We start from the raw sequence: 19,246 nt of genomic DNA on the forward strand, positions 1-19,246 counted from the left end.
ACCGCAACCACATCCACATCGACGTCTCGGCCCAAACCGGCTGGATTTAGGCCTGTTGGATTGCCGAGAGCTTCCAGTTCGAGCCATTCTCACGCACGAATGTCCACAGCTCGGTCGTCTCTGTCGGATGATTATCGTCGCCCTCGACGACCTTGCCGCTGACCCGTTCCCGCGTCACGTCGCGAGACTCGTAGCGCAACGCAGCCGTGGCGTAGTCGCGGTCATCCTCGCGCCAGCTTTCCGCGATGTCGGCCTGCAGCAAAGTGATGTCCGTTACCTCGTTCCTGAGACCTTTCTGGGCATTGTCGGCCAACTCTTCGGACAGATAGGACACCATCTCGGGTGTCACCGCCCGGCGCAGGGCGGCATGATCTTCGCGCCCGAATGCTTCCTGGACATCGGTCAACAGCTGCTGGAATGCGTCGAGGTCGGTCTGGGCCAGCGTGATCTCCTCAGAGGCGGCGGCCGGAGAGCCTCCGCCCGACCCGCCGCCAAAGCCGGGGATTGTGAAGGAGCGCGCAGTGTCCGTCTGCGGCTCTGCCGTTGCGCGGTTTTCAAATCTCGACGCCTGGGCATTGCCGGCACCGGCGAGCGCCGGGGCAGGACCACGCGCCGATTGCGAGCGGAAGAAGCGGATGGCCAGCATGATCGCGCCACCGATGAGCAGGGCTTGAAGTAGGAAACCGAACATGCCGGCCAGGCCACCGAAGCCTTGGCCCACAAGCAGGCCGATCAGGCCGCCGAGCAGCAGGCCGCGCATCATTGTTCCACCGAAGCCGCTCATGAAGCCGGGCCTCTGCAGGCCGGCCTGCGGCTGCCGGGCCGCGTTGTTCACACCGGTGTTGGGCGTCATCGAACGCTCGACCGGAGCGGTCGGCGCTGGCGCGGTTCTGGTCGGCGGTGCCGATTGGAACGTACGCATGCCGCGACTGCCGAAACTGCCGCCGCGACGAGCCTCGGCATGATCCATCGCGACCATGGAGAATGCGAGGAACAGTCCTGCAAAGAGAGCTGCAAATCGGCTTGTGCGGGAAATCATCGGGATGGACCTTTTATCGATGCGGGTTTTGGAAGTTTTCAGCAGACGCCGGCCCGGGCCGGGCGTCATGCGGTCAATCGAACAACTCTTCGAAGAATGATTTCTTCCGCTTCGGATAGCGGTGGCCCTGCGAGCGGGAATAATCGTCATCGCGCCCTTGGCCATGTTGCGGTTGGGAGAAGGCTGCCGGCTGCGGCGCAGGCGCCGCTTCCCTGCCGGAACGCTCGATGATCTTGTCGAGTTCGCCTCGATCAAGCCAGACGCCGCGGCACTGCGGACAGTAATCGATCTCGATACCCTGGCGTTCGCTCATCACGAGCGCGACGCGGCAGGAGGGGCAAGTCATACCAAGGAGGGAAGATGTCATGTGGGGCTCCAAACCGAAAAAGATTGAGCCCGCTTGACCGAAAAGAATGGAAACGGGCCCGTTAAAGCGGTCCGACATCACAATCGCCAACAGCGAGAGTCAGAGGGGCCCGGCCCGCACGGGACAATTAGGAATGCAGAGCCGCGCCTTCAAGGGCGATCTTTCAGCAAAGGTGATTTGTTCGCCAACTCTGCTCAAACCGTCACCACAATCTCAGATCGTCACCACGATCTTGCCGAATTGCTCGTTCGACTCCAGGTAGCCGTGCGCCTCGACGATCTGGTCGAACGCGAAGGTCCGGTCGATAATCGGCTTTAGAGTCCCGGTTTCTAGTCCTTCAAGGATGAACGCCTTGGCGGCCTCCAGTTTGGCCGGGTTGCCGGTGATCTCATGGACAAGGTAACCGCGCAGCGTCAGCGTCTTGGCCAGCACCGCAGGCAGCGGGAACGGGGTCGGCTCGCGGCTCAGGCCACCACATTCGATGAGAATGCCGCCCTTTGACATCGCGGCCGTCAGTGGCTCGAAGATCGGACCACCGATTGCGTCCAACACCACACGCACACCTTGCGATCCGGTGATTTCATTCAGCCGTGTGGTGATATCTTCCTCAGCCAGGACCACGACATGCGCCGCACCGGCGTCGAGGAGAGCCTGCCTCTTGGCCAATGTTCGCGTCAGCGCGATCGCTGTCGCGCCGATCCTGTTGGCGATCTGGGTCGCGGCAAGCCCGACACTGCTCGACGCCGCGGTGATGACTACGTGGTCTCCGCTGTGCAGCCTGGCGATATCGATCAGCGCGCCATAGGCGGTGAGATACTGCATCCAGACCGCCGCTGCCGTCTGCCAGTCGAGCGATGGCGGGTGCTTGACGACGAGACTGGCGGGATAGGTGGTCAACTCGCCATAGGCCGGCCAGCGGATCATCGATTGCGGCGGGATGACACTGACCGCGTCCCCCGACGCGAAGTCGTTCACGCCTTCGCCCACGGCCTCGATAATACCCGCCGCTTCGAGGCCAAGCCCGGAAGGCAGCGTCGGCATCTCGATATAGGCACCCGCGCGCAGCAGCGCCTCGGCGCGATTGAGGCCGAGCGCCTTGACGCGGATTTGGACTTCGTCCGGACCCGGTCGGGGCAATTCGACATCCTCGATGCGCAGAACCTCGGGACCACCATGCTGGTGAAAGCGAACCACACGTACCATTCGGGAGACTCCAAATTATCTGAACCGAATGAGCTATGCAGCCGAGCTTGCCGAGGATAAATGGCTGTAAAGGGGAACAGTAGAAACCAGGAGTTTCGAATATGGATCGGCTTGAGAGCATGGCCGTGTTCGTCAAGGCGGTCGACCTCGGTTCGTTCGCGGCCGCGTCGGTCGCACTCGACCTGTCCGGACCGATGGTTGGGAAACATGTCCGGTTTCTCGAGGAACGGCTGGGCGTGCGCCTGCTCAACCGGACCACGCGCCGGCAGAGCCTGACCGACTTCGGGCGCGCCTACTATGAACGCTGCCGGGTGGTACTGGCCGAGGCCGACGCCGCTGATGCGCTCGCCGCCGCCCAGTTTTCGGAGCCACGTGGAAAACTGCGTGTCACTATGCCGGCGCATTTCGGCCGCCACTGCGTGACGCCCGTGCTGCTAGGGTTGGCGCGGCAATATCCGATGCTGGAACTCGACCTGTCGCTCGGCGACCGCTTCGCCGATCTTGCCGAGGATGGCTACGACCTTGCCATCCGAACTGGTACCCTTGACGACAAGGCTGGCGTGATCGCGCGCCGCGTCGCGCGCCAGGGCATGGTCGTCTGCGCAGCGCCGTCTTATCTCCAATGCCACGGCGAACCGCGGCACATCGACGATCTCGCCGACCATCAGGCGATTGTCTACCGTCGGCTTGGCCAGATCGTTCAGCCGTGGCTGTTTGCGGGCGAGAGGCAACCCACGCAAGAGATCATGCCAACAGGCCGGCTGCGGCTCGACGATCTCGATGCCATCGCCGACGCGGCTGTCGAGGGCATGGGCCTCGCCTGGCTGCCCTCCTGGCTGGTCCGCGAGCGCATTCAGGCCGGCGCGCTGATTGCGCTGCTGCCGGACCAGCCGCGATATCTCTACGACTGCCACGCCCTTTGGCTGCAGACGCCGCATCTGCCGCTGAAGGTGCGGCTTGCCGTCGATGCGCTGGCGGCCGCCTTGCCGAAAATGATGGCGTGATCGCCATCGCTGCCACTCTCAGTTGAGGTCGCGCGGATACTCCTTGACCCCGGCGCGGTCGACGACAGTTCGTCGCCGTCACCACCCGTCGACAACAAGGACACAATTCGGGTTTCTTCTGCAAAGCCGGTAAAAGAGTGCACGCATCGGGCCTTTGAGGCATCGTGTTCCAGTGCCATATGAAAGTGGCTGACTGAATGAGCGCATTGCGGGAGGGACGGTTTATGACCAAAGGTTCGGATCTGTTCGTCGCGGCCCTCGAGAACGAAGGGGTCGAACGGATTTTCGGCATTCCGGGCGAAGAAAATCTCGATATCGTCGAATCCATCCGCCGCTCCTCGATCCAGCTGATCCTGACCCGCCACGAGCAGGCGGCCGCTTTCATGGCCGCCACCTATGGCAGACTCACCGGCAAGCCAGGTGTGTGCATCACCACGCTTGGCCCGGGCGCGCTCAATCTTTCGACCGGTTCGGCCTATGCGCTGCTCGGCGCGATGCCGATGATCATGATCACCGGCCAGAAGGGCATCCTGTCATCCCGGCAGGCGCGCTTTCAGATCGTCGACATAGTCGCGGCGATGAAGCCGCTGACCAAGCTGTCGCGCCAGATCGTCTCGCCGAAGATGATCCCGTCGCTGGTGCGCGAAGCCTTTCGCGTTGCCCAGGAAGAGCGTCCAGGCCCAGTGCATCTGGAACTGCCGGAAGACATTGCTGCGGCAGAGTGCGAGCCGATCGCACTGGTGCCGACGCACCCGGTCGAACTGCCGCTGGCCAGCCCGGGCGCGCTTGATCGCGCCGCCCGTATGATCATGGAAGCCAAGCGTCCGCTGTTGATGTTCGGCGCGGCGGCGTCGCGGCCGCGCTTGACCTCCGATCTCGCGCAGTTCGTGCTGCGCACGCAAATTCCCTATTTCACCACGCAGATGGGCAAGGGCACCGTGCCCGGCGGCACCGAGCTCTATATGGGAACAGCAGCCCTTTCGGAACGCGACTATGTGCACGAGGCCATCGAACAGGCCGATCTGATCATCACCATCGGTCACGACACGGTCGAGAAGCCGCCCTTCATCATGGGGGCGAAGGGGCCGAAGGTGATTCATGTCGGCTATCAAACGGCCGATGTCGAGCAGGTCTATTTCCCACAGGCAGAAATCGTCGGCGACCTCGGGCCTTCGCTGGCGCTGCTGGCCGACCGCATCGAAGGCAACATCCCCAATGCGCAGGCCCTGCTGCCGCTGCGGGAAGGCGTTTTGAGCCGGATCGCAGCGCGCGCCACCGAAGACCGCTTCACACCGCAGCGCATCGTGCATGACGTGCGCGCCGTGATGCCGGCGGACGGTATCCTCTCCCTCGACAATGGCATGTACAAGATCTGGTTCGCGCGCAACTACCGGACGCGCATGGCAAACACGCTGCTGCTCGACAATGCGCTGGCCACAATGGGCGCGGGCTTGCCGTCGGCAATGATGGCGGCACTGCTCTATCCACAGCGCCGTATCATGGCCATCTGCGGCGACGGCGGCTTCATGATGAACAGCCAGGAAATGGAGACCGCCGTCAGGCTCAGGCTCAACCTCGTCGTCCTGCTGCTCGAGGATCACGCCTACGGCATGATCCGCTGGAAACAGGCGGTCGACGAGTTTCCGGATTTTGGCATGACCTTCGGCAATCCCGACTTCGTGAGATACGCCGAGGCCTATGGCGCCAAGGGGACCAGGGTTGGCGCGATCGCCGAATTGCGGCCAACGCTGGAACAGGCCTTCGCCGGCGGCGGCGTGCATCTCGTCGTCGTGCCCATCGACTATTCCGAAAACATAAGGGTGCTTGTCGACGAGTTGCGCGAGCGGCTGCCAGCGACCCAGGTACCCTGACGGCAGCGGCAACGCCGCGGTCAGGATTGCCTGGATGTAATAGACCTATCCAGATCGGCCGCGGCCGGATGGCTGCGCGGCAACGACAAGATCCGATGTGCCGCGCAGCCGAAGTTCCTAGACCTTGCAGTAAGGCGTCACCGGCGCGATGGTGCCGAAATCCCTAGCGATCTCGTAGCCGATGCCGTCGGCCGCCGCCTTGCCGACATAGGAATGGCAGAGTGTGTGGTTGTTGGTGGCGTCGACGCGGATCTTGCCTTGCGGCGCGTCGAATTCGATCGCCGGCAGCGCCGCCAGCACATCGTCGTCCTTCAGCGACCCCGCCTTCTCGGCGGCCAGAGCGTAGAGATGCAGGCCGTTGTAGCCGGCCTCACCGATGCCGTTGACCATCTTCTCCTGGCCGAACTTTTCGCGGAAGCTGGAGATGAACTTCTTGTTGACCGGGTTGTCGAGCGCCATCCAGTAGGGCTGCGGCGCGTAGGTGCCGGCAGCGACGCCCGGCGGCAGCGCGTCCTTGTTGAAGACCTCGTCGAGCGGCGCGATCAGCGGCTGCTTGATGTCGAAGCTGCGATACTGCTTGAGCTGGGTGACGGCGTCGTTGCCGACCACCATCGACCAGACGACATCGGGCTTCAGCGACTTGATCTTCTGGAACGCCGGGCCGAAATCCGTGGTGCCGAACGGATAGTAGTCGGCGCCGATAATCTTGCCGCCGGCCTTCTCATAGGCCGCCGTGATCGCCTCGGTCATCTTCTGCGGCCAGGCATAGTCGGAGGCCATGACATAGATCGTCTTGCCGAGGTTCTCGGCCACCCATGGCATCATCGGGTCGACCTGCTGCATCGGGATCGGGCCGGTGGCGACGAAGTAGCGGTTGCACTCGCCGCCTTCGAAATTGGTCGGATAGAAGAACAGCTTCTTGGCCTTCGAGGTCACGGATAGCGTCGCAGAGCGCTCGGGCGAAATGATCGTGCCCATGATCACGTCGACCTTGTCTTCGTTGATGAGCTTGCGCGCCTTGTCGATGGAGCCCTTGGTCGTGGTCTGGTTGTCTTCGATGATCAGCTCCACCTGGCGGCCGCCAATGCCGTTGGCGGCGTTGAGTTCGGCGGCGGCAAGCTTGTAGCAATTGAGCAGCGTCTCGCCGAGGATCGCCTGCAGCCCGGTGATCGGGATCGACAGGCCGACCTTGACGGTGTCGGCGGCGCGCAGGATCGATGGCGCGCCGACCATGGCGAAGGCAGCGGCAGCGCCGCCGGATTTCAAAACAGTTCGTCTGCTTATCATTGTTGTGTTCCCTTCCAGTCCAGGCGCGCCCCATGCACGCCCTACAAAGCCAACAGGTCCGAGGCGCGCTTCAGGCGTGCCTTACAAAGCCAACAAATCCTTGAGCAGGGTCTCGTCGGCGAACGCCTCCGGCGCGCCTTCATGGACGATCCTGCCCTTCTCCATCACCAGGCAGCGATCCGCCGCCTTGAGAACGAGATCGAGATTCTGCTCGACAAGAACGATCGCGATGCCGCGCTCGCGGGCAATGCGCGGCACCAGCTCGGCGATCGACTGCACGATGTTCGGTTGGATACCTTCCGAGGGCTCGTCGAGCAGCAGCGCCGACGGCAGGCCGCATAGCGCGCGGCCGATCGCCAGCATCTGCTGCTGGCCACCCGAGAGTGTGCCCGCGATCTGCGCTTCGCGTTCGCGCAGGATCGGAAAATAGCCGAAAATATCGGCCGGAATGCCGCCGTCGCCACGGTCCCTGGCGGCGCGGGTGCCGACCTCCAGGTTTTGCCGCACTGTCAGTTGGTTGAAGATCCCGCGCCCCTGCGGCACATGCGCGATGCCCGCCCGCGCGCGGCGGAAGGCCGGCGCGTTGGGGAGATCCTTGTCACCGAGAACCACCGCGCCGCCGCTCGCCCGCAAGCCGCCGGCGATGACGCGCAGCAGCGTCGTCTTGCCGGCGCCGTTGCGGCCAAGCAGACCGACGACTTCGCCGGGCGCGACGCTGAGGTCGATGCCGTTCAGCACCGGGAGCAGGCCGTAGCCGGCCGACACGGCAAGTGTCCGCAGCATGGTCAGCGCCTCCCCAGATAGACATCGCGGACCACCTCGTCGGTCTCGATGTCATGGAAAGGACCGCTGCGCAGCCGGCGTCCCTGATGCAGCACCAGCGTTTCGCAATTCAACGCCCGCACGAAGCGGATGTCGTGCTCGACCGCGACGATCGAGAACTCGCCCTTGAGCCGTAGCAGCATCTCGGCGGTTGCCAGCGTCTCCTGCGGTGTCATGCCGGCGGTCGGCTCGTCGAGCAGCAGCAGCCTCGGCTCAATTGCCAGCGCCATGCCGATCTCCAGCCATTGCTTCTGGCCGTGTGCGAGTTGACCGGCAAGCGTCGAGGTACGGTTGCCGAGCGCGACCAACTCCAAGAGTTCGCCAACCGGGCGCGCAGGCGAGGGTGCGCCCCACCGAGCGACCTTCAAATTGTCTTCCACCGAGAGGCTTGGGAAGACTGAGGGGATCTGGAACTTGCGGGCGATGCCGAGCCGGGCGATGCGATGCAGTGGCAAGCCGGCTATGTCGTGGCCGAGGAAGCGCACGCTGCCGCTGGTTGGGCGAAGCGTGCCGGTCAGCACGTTGAGGAAGGTGCTCTTGCCGGCGCCGTTCGGTCCGATGATGCAGCAGAGCTCCTTGTCGCGCACGGTGAGGTTCAGTGCCTCGAGCGCCTGCAGCCCGCCGAAGCGGATGCCGACATTTTCAGCCTGGAGCAGGATGTCGCTCATTGTGCCCGCCTCCGCCCTTTGAACAGGCTCTTCAGCCGCGCGTAGATCGACAGGATGCCGTCCGGCAGGACGAAGACGATGATGACGAAGACGCAGCCGAGCAGCAGCGGCCAAAGGCTCGGGTTGAAGCTGCTGATGGTCTGCTGCGCCCGCTGGATGAAGATGGCGCCGAGCACCGGCCCAAGCAGCGTGCCGCGCCCGCCGACCGCCACCCAGACGATGACTTCCGTCGACAGAAGCAACCCGGCCAGATCGGGCGCCACCAGCCCGGCCATGCAGACATAGAGCGCGCCGGCAAGCCCGGCGATCGCCGCCGACAGAACAAAGGTCACGAGCAGCCGCAACGGCGCGTTATGGCCAAGCGCCGCCGCCCGGACTTCATTGTCCTGAATGGCGGTCAGCACCGTGCCCCAGCGCCCACGACTGATCGACCACAGCGCCAGCACGGCCACCGCCACGACGGCCGAGACGAAGATGTAGGAGGGCAGATCCTGGCTGAGATCGACATGCAGCCCGCCAACATCGAACTCGATCGGCGGGATGCCGATCAGGCCGCTGTCGCCGCCCGTGACCGAGCTCCAGGAAACAGCGGCCTGCTGGCAGATGACACCCATGGCCAGCGTGACGATGGTGAAGTAGCTGCCGCGGATGCCGCCGAAGAACAGAAAGTAGCCGATGATGGCGGCGACGAAGGCAGCACCGGCCACCGCGCCCATGATACCGAGCAAGCTTGCGAAGGGGATGGCATCGTTGAGCGTGACCAGCGCCATGGTGTAGCCGCCAATGCCGAAAAAGGCGGCGTGGCCGAAACACAGGATTCCGGTGCGACCCCAGAAGAAGTCGAGACTTGCCGCGAACAGGCCGAAGATCAGCGCGTCGCGGATCACCGTCAGCTGATAACCGCCGGCGAAGAGGGGATAGACGACCGCGAGCGCCACGCAGACGGCGAAGATCAGCAGCCAGTTGCGGTCACGGGCGATCATCGCGATGCCCCGTTGAACAGGCCGTTGGGCCGCAGCCTGACGGCGACGATGGCTGCCAGCAGCACGATCGCCTGCGCCAGCGATGGCGAGATCTGGTAGTTGAGGACGCTGGTCAGCCCGCCGACGAAAACGCTGCCGGCGACAAGGCCGCCGATCGAGCCGACACCGCCAACGATGACGACGAAGAAGGCGTTGGCGAGATAGTTGACCCCCATCTGCGGCAGCACGATCGCCAGCGGCGCGCCCAGTCCGCCGGCGAGCCCGGCGATGGCCGCGCCGAAGGTGAAGGCGATGGCGTAGGTGCGCCGCGTGTTGATGCCGACGCCCTCGGCCATCTCGCGGTTCTGGATGACGGTGCGGATGTCGAGACCGAAGGACGTCCGGCTGATCAGCAGGACGACGCCGAGCAGGATCAGCATGGCGATGCCGATCAGGATCAGCCGGTAGGCTGGATAGACGGTGAAGAAGAGATCGAGCGTGCCCTCGATCGGCGGCGCCACCGGCTTGGCGCCGAGCCCGAAGGTCAGTTCCAGCCCTTGCTGCAGGATCAGGCTGACGCCCCAGGTGGCGAGCACGGTCGAGACCGGCCTTGAGTAGAGATGGCGGATGATGGCGAATTCGAGGATGCAGCCGACCATCGCGCCGGCAATGGGCGCTGCGGCCAGGCCCAGCCAGAACGAGCCGCCCATGCTCTGGACGAAATAGACCGCGAAGGCGCCGACGGTGACGAACTCGCCATGTGCAAGATTGGTGACGTTCATCAGGCCGAAGCTGATCGCTAGCCCAAGCCCGACCAGCATCAGAATGCTGATCAGCGTCAGCGCATTGAGAAGCGTGGCGAAGACAAAATCCATCGCGTCAGGCCGCACTGTCTAGGCGTTGGCGCAGACTGGCGAGCAGGCCCTCTGCGGCATCGATCACCGCGGCCTGATGCGGCTGCAGATCCTGCCCGGCCCATTCGTCGATATGCTCCGAGAGCGGGTCGACCACCTCGGTGCGGTGATTGGCCAGGGTCTCGATGACGGCGTGGCCGCAGAACGGCACATAGCCCTCGGAGTAGCCGCCCTCATGGGTCATGATCAGGCGTCCTTGCGAGGTCTCGGCGGCCAGCGCCACCATGCGCGCGGCCAGGCGCCGGAAGCATTCGCTGTTGAGCATCATGCGGCCGAGCGGGTCGAAGCCCGAGGCGTCGAAGCCGGAAGCGACGATGACGAGGTCCGGTTTGAAGGCGCGCAGCGCCGGGGCGATGACGCGGTCGAAGGTCGCTTCATAGGCGCCGGTCCCGCTACCGGCCGGCAGCGGGACGTTGATGTTGTAGCCCTCGCCGGCGCCCTTGCCGTTGTCGGCCAGCGCGCCGCGCCCGGTCGGGTAGAGATTGTCCTGATGCACGGAAATGGTCAGCACCGAGGGGTCGGAATAGAACACCGTCTCGGTGCCGTTGCCGTGATGTACATCCCAGTCGACCACGGCGGCGCGGCCGAGCAGGCCTTCATGCTGCAGCCGGCGGACAGCGACACCGATGTTGGAGAACAGGCAGTTGCCCATCGCCTGGTCGGGTTCGGCATGATGTCCTGGCGGCCGTGCCAGCGCGTAAGCATTGTCGACGCGGCCGGTCAGTACGGCGCGCATCGCGGCATAGGTGGTGCCGGCCGACAGCAGAGCGATGTCAAAACTGTTGAGGCCGATTGGCGCCTGCGGACCGGCGAAACCGGAGCCACGTTCGCTGAGCATCCGGATATCGTCGACGTGGCGTTGCGTATGCACGCGCAGCAGGTCTTCGACCGAAACCGGCTCGGGGATGATCGGCACCAGATGGCGCGACAGGCCACTGACCTGGATGAGGTTGTTGAGCCGACGCTTCGAGCCGGGCGATTCCAGATGGCGGCCCGGTTCCACGAAGCGGCCGGGAGGCATCATGTCGGCGCTCGAGCCGGTATCATGCCACATCAGCTGTTCGTGAAAAACGTAGCCTGTCGCCATGCGCAGCGTTCCCCTAAAAACCAGGTGACGCTTAGCAGGCTTGTATCGGCTCCGCCCGCCCCGAAAGGAGGGCTGCGCCTATTATCTATGCCCTCCTTTCGGAGGGGTAGGGGCGTCGGCGGACCCTTGCGCGGCGCGCACGGCCTGGACCCGGTTGGTCACCGCCAGCTTGCCGAAAATGTTCTTCAAATGCCACTTCACCGTGGTTTCGCTCACCGACAGCGCAAAGGCGATATCGCGATTGGACATGCCCTCGGTGAGATAGCGCAGCAGCTCGGTCTCGCGCTGGGTGAGATGTTCCTTCTCGGCGGCTGGCGCGGCCAGCTTGCGCGTCGCCACAGGCATCGTCTGCGCGGCATCGATGATGCGCGTCGCATAGGCTGACAGCGCGGGATCTGTCTTTGCCTGAGCCGCACGCAGGCGCATCAACCCTTCGACGACAGGCCTTCCCTCGTCGACGAAGGAGCGGATGAAGCCTGACGGCTGGGCAAGGCGCAGCGCTTCGAGCAGATGCCGGTCGGCCTCGCGTTGGTCGTGTGCCGCGCTGGCCGTCTTGGCGCGCAGGATCAGCGCTAGGATGTAGCGACGCATGCGCCCGTTGTCTTTCGTGCGCTTCAGAAGTGCGTCGAAGACCTTGGCCGCATCGGCATAGGATTTCTCGGCCGTCAGCAGGCGGCCTTCGGCGAAGAACTCGAACTCGTTGGCGGTAGTCATGACCATCGACGCCTCGGTCTCTTCGCCGCGATGCTCGGCCAGCAGCGCGCGCGCCTCGGCATTGCGGTTCTGGTCGAGCAGCGCGCGTATGCGGTCATGCAGGATCATCGATGCCAGGCGGCGATACACCGTGCCGCGCACGCGTTGATAGACCCGCTCCAGCATATCGAGTGCGGCTTCGGTGCGGCCGGTGAGCTGCAGCACGCGGGCATAGGTCGGCACACTGGCCAAGGGATAGACGATGACCGCCGCACCCTCGATCAGCGGGCCGAGGTTCTCGACCAGGGCCAGCGCTTCGCCGGACGCATTGGTTTCGTAGGCAAGCTCGGCAAGCAGTGTTCCGGCCAGGGCCTCGGCATAGGAATTAGCACCGATCCGCGCCCTGGCCTCGATGATCGCGTTGCGAAGCAGCCGCTCGGCGGCAGGCAGGCGGCCCGCCGAACGTTCGACGACGGCCATGTAGCAATTGGCGATGGTGACGCCGAGCAGGCTGCCGCTTCGCTCGTGCGCCCGTCGCGCCGCATCGATTGCCGCGCGCGCACCGTCGAGGTCGCCGAGCGCATAGAGGTTGTAGCCGATGACATTGGCGGTCGCGCCCTCCATGAACCAGGCATCGGGCGCGATGACGCGCAAGGCGGCAAGTGCGGTGTCACGCGCCTGATCGAACTGCTCCAGCGTGCTGTGGACGGCAGCGGCGATGACCACGAGCTCGGCCTCGATCGTTGTGCCGGTCACGGTGCCTGGGTCATTGCTGTCAGCCGGTCCGGTCTCGACCAGCTTGCGCGCATTGTTCAGCGTCTGCTGGGCAATCTCGGGTTGGCTGCTGTGCACTGCCAGCCACAGCACGACCAGCTGCAGCCGGATGCGCTGATCGATCAGTTGCTTCGGCAGCAGTGCCAGCAACTGGCGCACATAAAGAAGCTGGCACTGGGCGATGAGGTCGAGCGCGTTGTTTTCGACGAACACCGCCGCGCGGGCCTGGTCGCCGGCGGCCAGCGCGTGCCCGATCGCCTCGGTCAGCATCTTGCGTTCGCCGAACCATTCGGCGGCCGCCAGATGCAGCGGTGCGATCATCTCGGGCTCGCGCCGTTCCATTTCGCGGCTGAGGAAGTCGCGGAACAGGTGATGATAGCGGAACCAACGCCGCTCTTCGTCGAGTGGCACAAGAAAAAGGTTGCGCGTTTCGATCTCGGTGATCGCAGTCTCGGCGTCGGCCGCCCGCATCACCGCCCGGCAGGCTTCGGCGCTGAAGCGTTCGAAGATTGAGCTGTAGAGCAGGAACTTCGCGATCGCCGGTGGCAATTCCAGGAACACTTCCCCCATCAGGAAGTCGGCGACGTTGCGGTTGGCGCCGGTAAAATTGCCGATGACGGTTTCGGGTGCATGCGCGGCACTTAGCGATAGCGAGGCCAACTGCAGGCCGGCGGCCCATCCTTCAGTGCGCGAGCACAAGGTTTCCACCGTGCCGCTGCTGACGCTGAGGCCCAGCTTCTCGTTGAAGAACGCCTCGGCTTCGGAGGAGGCGAAACGCAGATCGTCGGGGCCGATTTCGAAGACGTCGCCTAGCACCCTGAGCTTGCCGAGCTGCAGGTCGGGCAGGCTGCGCGAGCCGATGACGAAGGCGACATTCGCCGGCGCCTGCCGGGTCAGGCGCTCCATGAACCGCTTCACCGCCGGCGCCTCGATGGCGTGGTAGTCGTCGAAGAACAAGGTGATGTCGGCCTCGCGCGCCGCAAGACCCGCCACCAGTGCTGCGAGCACGACATCGAGCTGCGGGATCGGGCTCGACTGGAAGGCAAGATCGAGCTCCGCCGGGCTTTGCACCAGCTGGCGCACCGCTCCCACCAGATGCGACAGGAAGGCGCCCTCGTCATTGTCTGTCGTCTCGCAGGACAGCCATGCGGTCAGCCGGCCGTGGCGCGCGACTTCCGCAGCCCATTGCGCCATCGTCGTCGACTTGCCGAAACCGGCCGGCGCGGCAAACAGCACAATGCGCGTGTCGATGTGGCGTTCCAGCGTCGACAGGATGGTCTCACGGCGGACCCATCGGCGATGGTGCTGCGATGCTTGGCTGACGGATTGCGGAGCTGTTCTCATCTAGGTCCGCGCAACCTGTCGGTTCTCCGGCGTGAGCGAGCCTCCCTTGCCATTGCTGCAGCCGTTCCAATCCGCTTCGATCAGCGGAATCTGCGGTGCGGCATCGCGCGGCAAGGTTCCTTTTATCCTGGGATCGTCGATAATCTCGAATCCGGTCGCGAAGGGCACGAACCCGCAGGCACTGTAGAAACCTATGACGCTGTGATGGTCGAAGCTGCTTGTATGCAGCCAGATGCGGCTCGGATTTAGACACCATGCGAGATCGAGGGCACCGGCCATCAACCGCTTGCCGAACCCTCGGCCAGTCAGGGACGGGAACAGGCCGAAATAGGTGATCTCGATCTCGTTGCTGTCGGCGACGAAGAATTCGACCATGCCCAGATGGGTGCCGGTCTCGTCATGGCCGTAGTAGAGATGCTGGCGCGGGTCGGCAAAATGTTCCGCGATCTCGGCATCGGACATTTCGGAAACGCGGTCCCACAGCCAGGGCGCACCGATCTCGAGGAAGACCGCCCGATACGAAGCGCAGTCGGGCATGGTGATCCGGGTCATCGCCAGAGGTTGCGCGAGATCGGGCTGCGGAGCGCGCGCCTCCATCCACGTCACGGCATTGGCGAGCTTGCCGGCCGGCAGGCGCCGGTAGCCAGTGGCGAGATCGGTGATTTCGGCCGGCATCGTGTCTTCGGTGATCAACGCATTCCTCGTCATGTCTGTCCAGACAGCAGTATCGGCTTGCCGCGTCCGATGCCAACTCCCCTGCGGCGTGGCGGCATCGAACGGCAAGCTCTGGCCCGAAGTTTCGGCGCGTATGCCTCTTCACAGGAATGGCATATGAGATATGATACACCATCCAGATGAAAGTGAAATATGATGCCTGAGCGGATTGCGGACGAGGCCATTCTCAGCGCGGTCGATGACGGCTTCGCGCGACAGGTCGCGTTTCTGCACGATCTCGTGCGCTTTCCCTCGCAGCGCGGCGAGGAACATGCCGCACAGTCGTTCATGGCCGCCGCCTACGAGGCCGACGGCTATACGGTCGACATGTGGCGCGTCGATGTCGATGTGATCCGCGACCTGCCCGGTTTTTCACCCGTGGCCGTCTCCTATGATGATGCCTTCAATGTGGTTGCCACGCACACGCCGAGAAACGCGACTGGCCGCTCGCTGATCCTCAACGGCCATATCGATGTCGTGCCGACAGGGCCGCTCGATCGCTGGGTGCGCGATCCCTACGATCCGGCGATCGAGGATGGCTGGATGCATGGCCGCGGCGCCGGCGACATGAAGGCCGGTCTGTCGGCCTGCCTCTATGCGCTGGCCGCATTGCACAGCCTTGGCTATCAGCCGGCAGCGAACGTTTACCTGCAGTCGGTGGTCGAAGAAGAGTGCACCGGCAATGGCGCGCTCGCCTGCCTGCAGCGCGGCTACAGTGCCGACGCCGCTTTCATTCCCGAACCGCTGGAGCCGCGACTGATGCGGGCGCAGGTGGGGCCGATCTGGTTCCGGGTCGAGGTCGACGGCGATCCGCAGCACGCGTCAGGGGCTTTCTCGGCCGGCGCCAATGCCATCGAAAAAGCCTTCGTCATCATCCAGGCGCTGAAGCAACTCGAAATCGTCTGGAACGCCCGCAAGGTCGACGACAAGCATTTTCACGACCATCCCCATCCGATCCGCTTCAACCTCGGCAAGATCGAAGGCGGCGAATGGACATCGAGCGTTCCGGCGCGCTGCGTCTTTGAGATGCGTGTCGCTACCTATCCCGGCCAGAAGCTTGAGGACGCCAGGGCCGAGCTTGAGGCCTGCATCGCCGACGCGGCGCGTGCCGATCCATTCCTGGCCAACTGCCCGCCGAGCCTCACCTACAATGGCTTCATGGCCGAGGGCTATGTGCTGGAGGGCGCCGACGAGATGGAAGCCGTGCTGCGCCGCAGCCACACCGCCGTCTGGGGCGAGCCGCTGACGGAACACGTCACCTCGGCCACCACCGATGCACGGTTCTTCGGCCTCTATGCCGACACGCCGGCGATCGTCTACGGCCCGATCTGCCGCATGCCGCATGGCTATGATGAGGCCGTCGATCTCGACTCGGTGCGCAAGGTCACCCAGACGATCGCGCTGTTCATCGCCGACTGGTGCGGGCTCGAACCCATCGATCCCAAGGTAAGGCCATGACCGCAGCCGCGCCCGATGCTTTCGGTGAAACGCTCGCCGAGGACGCACCTGACGTTTCGACGGCCGACGCGCTTGCCATCCTGCGCCAGCACTATGGGCTCACCGGTACCGCGCGTCCGCTGCCTGGTGAACGCGACCATAACTTCCACATCCAGACGGACGGCGAGGGCGAGTTCGTCCTGAAGATCTCCCATCCGGCGGAAGAGGCCGGCTTCACCGATTTCCAGAACAAGGCGCTCGACCACATCGTTGCGGTCGACCCCACCTTACCGGTTCCCTCGGTGCGCAAAAGCCTTGAAGGCGAAGCGCAGTTCGCGATCAGCGTCGGTGGATCGGCGCCGCGCATCATCCGGCTGGTCACCTATCTGCCCGGCCAGTTGCTGTCGCGCTCGCCGACTTCTGAGGCGCAGGACCGCAATCTCGGCATCTTTCTCGCCCGCCTCGGCCGGGCGTTGCGCGGCTTCTTCCATCCGGCCGCCGGCAGCGATCTATTGTGGGACATCCGCAAGGTCACCAAGACGCGCCCGATGATGGCGCATATCACCGATCATGGCCGGCGGGCGATGGTCGAGCGCGCGATCGACGCCTTCGAGGAGCATGCGGCGCCGGTCATCCCGACCTTGCGCGCGCAGATCGTCCACAACGACATGAACTCCTACAATGTGGTGATGGATGCTTCGCGGCCGGAGGTCGTCAGCGGCATTCTCGATTTCGGCGACATGATCCATTCGCCGCTGATCTGCGACCTCGCCATCGGCGCCGTCTACCGCTGGCCGGCGGAGGGCCATCCGCTGGCGCCGGCCGCGCGCTTCGTCGCCGGCTATCAATCGGTGCAGTCGCTCGAGGCCGAAGAGATCGGCATCCTTTTCGATCTGATCCGTGCCCGGCTTGCGCTCATCGTCAACATCGCCAGCTGGCAGGCGGAGCGCTTCCCGGCCAAGCGCGACTACGTGCTCCGCCTCGCCACCGAAGTCTGGGCCTCGCTCGGAAAGCTGGACGGCCTGTCGTCCACCGATGCCCACCGCTATTTCCTCGACCATTCCAATCCGGAGTAGATGCTCGTGTCCCAGTCCTCGCTATACCCTTCAAATGCCGACGCGGCTGCATCGGAGCGCGCGCTGCTCGAGCGCCGCGCCAGGCTGCTCGGACCGACCTACCGCGCCTTCTACCGCAACCCCATCCATCTGGTGCGCGGCAGCGGTGTGTGGCTCTACGATGCAAAGGGCCGCAAATTCCTCGATGCCTACAACAATGTCGCCTCGGTCGGCCACTGCCATCCGCGCGTCGTTGAGGCGCTGTCAGGCCAGGCCGCCACGCTCAACACGCACACACGTTATCTCAGCGAGATCATCCTCGACTACGCGGAAAAACTCCTCGGCACCGTTCCAGCCCATCTCGGCCATGCCATGTTCACCTGCACCGGCAGCGAGGCCAACGACCTCGCCATCCGCATCGCCCAGCATTCCAGCGGCGACACCGGCGTGATCATCACCGACTTCGCCTATCACGGCGCGACGATCGCGACGGCGCAGCTGTCGCCAGCGGCGGTCGGGGCAAAGGGCATGCCCGCGCAACACCGCACTGTGGCAGCGCCGGACACATTCCGCGACCATGGTCGGGCCGCGCGTGATTTCGCGAAAAACGTCGCCGCCGCCATCGAGGACATGCGCGCAAAAAATATCCGTCCGGCGGCACTGCTTCTCGACTCGGCCTTTTCCAGCGACGGCATCTTCTTTCCCGATGCGAAGGTGATGCGCGAAGCTGCGGATCACGTCAAAAAGGCCGGCGGCATCGTCATTGCCGATGAGGTCCAGTCCGGCTTCGGTCGACTTGGCCAAGGCATGTGGGGTTTTGCCAATTACGGCATCGAGCCCGACATCGTCACCATGGGCAAGCCGATCGGCGATGGGCACCCGATGGGCGCTGTGCTCGTACGGCCGCAGCTTGTCGCCTCGTTCGGCTCGAACACCGGCTACTTCAACACCTTCGGTGGCAATCCGGTCGCGGCCGCCGTCGGCCTAGCCGTGCTGGAGGTCATCGAAGGCGAGGGGCTGATCAAGAATGCGCGCGATGTTGGCGCCTACACGGCTGACCTGCTGCGCGCCCTGCAAGGCCGGCATGGCGCGGTCGCCGACGTCAGGCACAACGGCCTTTATTTCGGCGTCGAGCTGACGGCGGAGGGCGGCGAGGCTATGGCCGCCACCAAGACATCAGCGGTCGTTGAAGCGATGCGCGAGGATGGCGTGCTGATCTCGTCGTGCGGTCCGCGCGGCAATGTGCTGAAGATCAGGCCGCCACTGCCGTTTGCCAGGGACAATGCGGAGCAACTGGCCGAGACGCTCGATCGCGCTCTGTCGAACTGGTGAGCGAAGCGGAACGCGCATGCTGAAGCTCGAACATCAAACCCTGAATGACCGCGCCTATGGCGCCCTCAAGCAGGAGCTGATTTCCGGTGGTTTCAGCCCGGGCCAGACATTGGTCATCCGCAAACTCGCCGAGACGTTCGGCATATCGACGACACCGATCCGCGAGGCGCTGCAGAGACTTGTCGCTGAACGGCTGCTCGAGATGCAGAACAACCGCTCGGTCATCGTGCCGTTACTGTCCGCCCCTGCCTTCGAGGAACTGACTCGCATCCGCATCGCCGTCGAGGGGCTGGCGGGCGAGATGGCCGCGACCAGGATGAGCGAAAGCGGGCTGGCTGACATCCAGGCGACCCTCGCCGGCATGCAGCGTGCCATCGAGGCCGGCGACGCCAGGGCCTATCTCTCGTTGAACGAGGCCTTCCATTTCGCCATCTACCAGCACGCCGGCGCGCCGATCCTTTTGAACATGATCCGCGATCTCTGGGGTCGGGTCGGGCCCTATCTCAAGCTGCTGATGCAGGCCGATCGCTACATCCCGCAGTCGAATGACGCGCATCGCAAGATCGTCGCCGCACTGGAGCAGCGCAGCGGTCCCACAGTGCGGATTTTCATAGAAGAGGATATCGCCACGGCGGCCGCGGTTTTGTCGGCCAACCTTGGCGCGGCCAGCTGA

General features: G+C 64.3%; 17 protein-coding genes. 6 read left to right on the top strand and 11 right to left on the bottom strand.

All coding sequences use genetic code 11. The annotated features are described in order from the left end of the window. Positions 1 to 46 precede the first annotated feature (46 nt). The 3 genes from NKJ06_RS10530 to NKJ06_RS10540 form a co-directional block, all read right to left on the bottom strand. Positions 47 to 1,039 carry a Tim44 domain-containing protein gene (locus NKJ06_RS10530; RefSeq protein ID WP_352630444.1) on the bottom strand — a complete coding sequence of 331 codons (993 nt, stop codon included), beginning with the start codon at positions 1,037 to 1,039 and terminating at the stop codon, positions 47 to 49. A 73-nt stretch (positions 1,040 to 1,112) separates the two neighbouring features. After that, positions 1,113 to 1,406 carry a TFIIB-type zinc ribbon-containing protein gene (locus NKJ06_RS10535; protein WP_352630445.1) on the bottom strand — a complete coding sequence of 98 codons (294 nt, stop codon included), beginning with the start codon at positions 1,404 to 1,406 and terminating at the stop codon, positions 1,113 to 1,115. A gap of 213 nt (positions 1,407 to 1,619) precedes the next feature. After that, positions 1,620 to 2,609, bottom strand: a complete 990-nt coding sequence (locus NKJ06_RS10540; protein ID WP_352630384.1) for a zinc-dependent alcohol dehydrogenase family protein — start codon at positions 2,607 to 2,609, stop codon at positions 1,620 to 1,622. A gap of 101 nt (positions 2,610 to 2,710) precedes the next feature. On the opposite strand from NKJ06_RS10540, the gene NKJ06_RS10545 reads away from it, so the two are divergent. Further along, positions 2,711 to 3,613, top strand: a complete 903-nt coding sequence (locus NKJ06_RS10545; protein WP_352630386.1) for a LysR family transcriptional regulator — start codon at positions 2,711 to 2,713, stop codon at positions 3,611 to 3,613. A gap of 224 nt (positions 3,614 to 3,837) precedes the next feature. Then, on the top strand, positions 3,838 to 5,484 hold the full coding sequence (locus NKJ06_RS10550) for an acetolactate synthase large subunit (RefSeq protein ID WP_352630388.1): 1,647 nt from the start codon (positions 3,838 to 3,840) through the stop codon (positions 5,482 to 5,484). A gap of 117 nt (positions 5,485 to 5,601) precedes the next feature. Here the strand turns inward: NKJ06_RS10550 and NKJ06_RS10555 are convergent, their stop codons facing one another. The 8 genes from NKJ06_RS10555 to NKJ06_RS10590 form a co-directional block, all read right to left on the bottom strand. After that, a complete protein-coding gene (locus tag NKJ06_RS10555) occupies positions 5,602 to 6,771 on the bottom strand; it encodes a substrate-binding protein (RefSeq protein WP_352630389.1) in 1,170 nt (389 codons plus the stop codon). 81 nt (positions 6,772 to 6,852) lie between these two features. Continuing rightward, entirely contained in the window at positions 6,853 to 7,554 is a 702-nt protein-coding gene (locus NKJ06_RS10560; RefSeq protein WP_352809752.1) for an ABC transporter ATP-binding protein, read from the bottom strand. Positions 7,555 to 7,556: 2 nt separating this feature from the next. Next, a complete protein-coding gene (locus NKJ06_RS10565; protein ID WP_352630393.1) occupies positions 7,557 to 8,261 on the bottom strand; it encodes an ATP-binding cassette domain-containing protein in 705 nt (234 codons plus the stop codon). Further along, complete coding sequence (locus tag NKJ06_RS10570; RefSeq protein WP_352630395.1) at positions 8,258 to 9,244, bottom strand: branched-chain amino acid ABC transporter permease; 987 nt, start codon at positions 9,242 to 9,244, stop codon at positions 8,258 to 8,260. Before NKJ06_RS10570 ends, NKJ06_RS10565 begins: the two co-directional genes overlap by 4 nt. After that, positions 9,241 to 10,098 carry an ABC transporter permease subunit gene (locus tag NKJ06_RS10575; protein WP_352809753.1) on the bottom strand — a complete coding sequence of 286 codons (858 nt, stop codon included), beginning with the start codon at positions 10,096 to 10,098 and terminating at the stop codon, positions 9,241 to 9,243. The genes NKJ06_RS10570 and NKJ06_RS10575 overlap by 4 nt, the downstream gene beginning before the upstream one ends. Before the next feature lie 4 nt (positions 10,099 to 10,102). Next, on the bottom strand, positions 10,103 to 11,224 hold the full coding sequence (locus tag NKJ06_RS10580) for a histone deacetylase-like amidohydrolase (protein WP_352630399.1): 1,122 nt from the start codon (positions 11,222 to 11,224) through the stop codon (positions 10,103 to 10,105). A gap of 81 nt (positions 11,225 to 11,305) precedes the next feature. Continuing rightward, complete coding sequence (locus NKJ06_RS10585) at positions 11,306 to 14,035, bottom strand: winged helix-turn-helix domain-containing protein (RefSeq protein ID WP_352630401.1); 2,730 nt, start codon at positions 14,033 to 14,035, stop codon at positions 11,306 to 11,308. Continuing rightward, positions 14,036 to 14,728 carry a GNAT family N-acetyltransferase gene (locus tag NKJ06_RS10590; protein WP_352809754.1) on the bottom strand — a complete coding sequence of 231 codons (693 nt, stop codon included), beginning with the start codon at positions 14,726 to 14,728 and terminating at the stop codon, positions 14,036 to 14,038. Between the two features lie 177 nt (positions 14,729 to 14,905). On the opposite strand from NKJ06_RS10590, the gene NKJ06_RS10595 reads away from it, so the two are divergent. The 4 genes from NKJ06_RS10595 to NKJ06_RS10610 are packed head-to-tail and all read left to right on the top strand — an operon-like array spanning position 14,906 to position 19,246. Next, positions 14,906 to 16,207: an ArgE/DapE family deacylase gene (locus NKJ06_RS10595; protein WP_352630447.1), complete on the top strand. Its 1,302-nt coding sequence runs from the start codon at positions 14,906 to 14,908 to the stop codon at positions 16,205 to 16,207. Next, positions 16,204 to 17,262 (top strand): phosphotransferase, encoded by a 1,059-nt coding sequence (locus tag NKJ06_RS10600; RefSeq protein WP_352630405.1) that lies wholly within the window; start codon positions 16,204 to 16,206, stop codon positions 17,260 to 17,262. Before NKJ06_RS10595 ends, NKJ06_RS10600 begins: the two co-directional genes overlap by 4 nt. After that, a complete protein-coding gene (locus NKJ06_RS10605; RefSeq protein ID WP_352630407.1) occupies positions 17,263 to 18,573 on the top strand; it encodes an aspartate aminotransferase family protein in 1,311 nt (436 codons plus the stop codon). 16 nt (positions 18,574 to 18,589) lie between these two features. Continuing rightward, on the top strand, positions 18,590 to 19,246 hold the full coding sequence (locus NKJ06_RS10610) for a GntR family transcriptional regulator (protein ID WP_352630409.1): 657 nt from the start codon (positions 18,590 to 18,592) through the stop codon (positions 19,244 to 19,246).

The sequence above is a fragment of the Mesorhizobium sp. M0293 genome, from assembly GCF_040321735.1.
Taxonomy (GTDB): Bacteria; Pseudomonadota; Alphaproteobacteria; order Rhizobiales; family Rhizobiaceae; genus Mesorhizobium.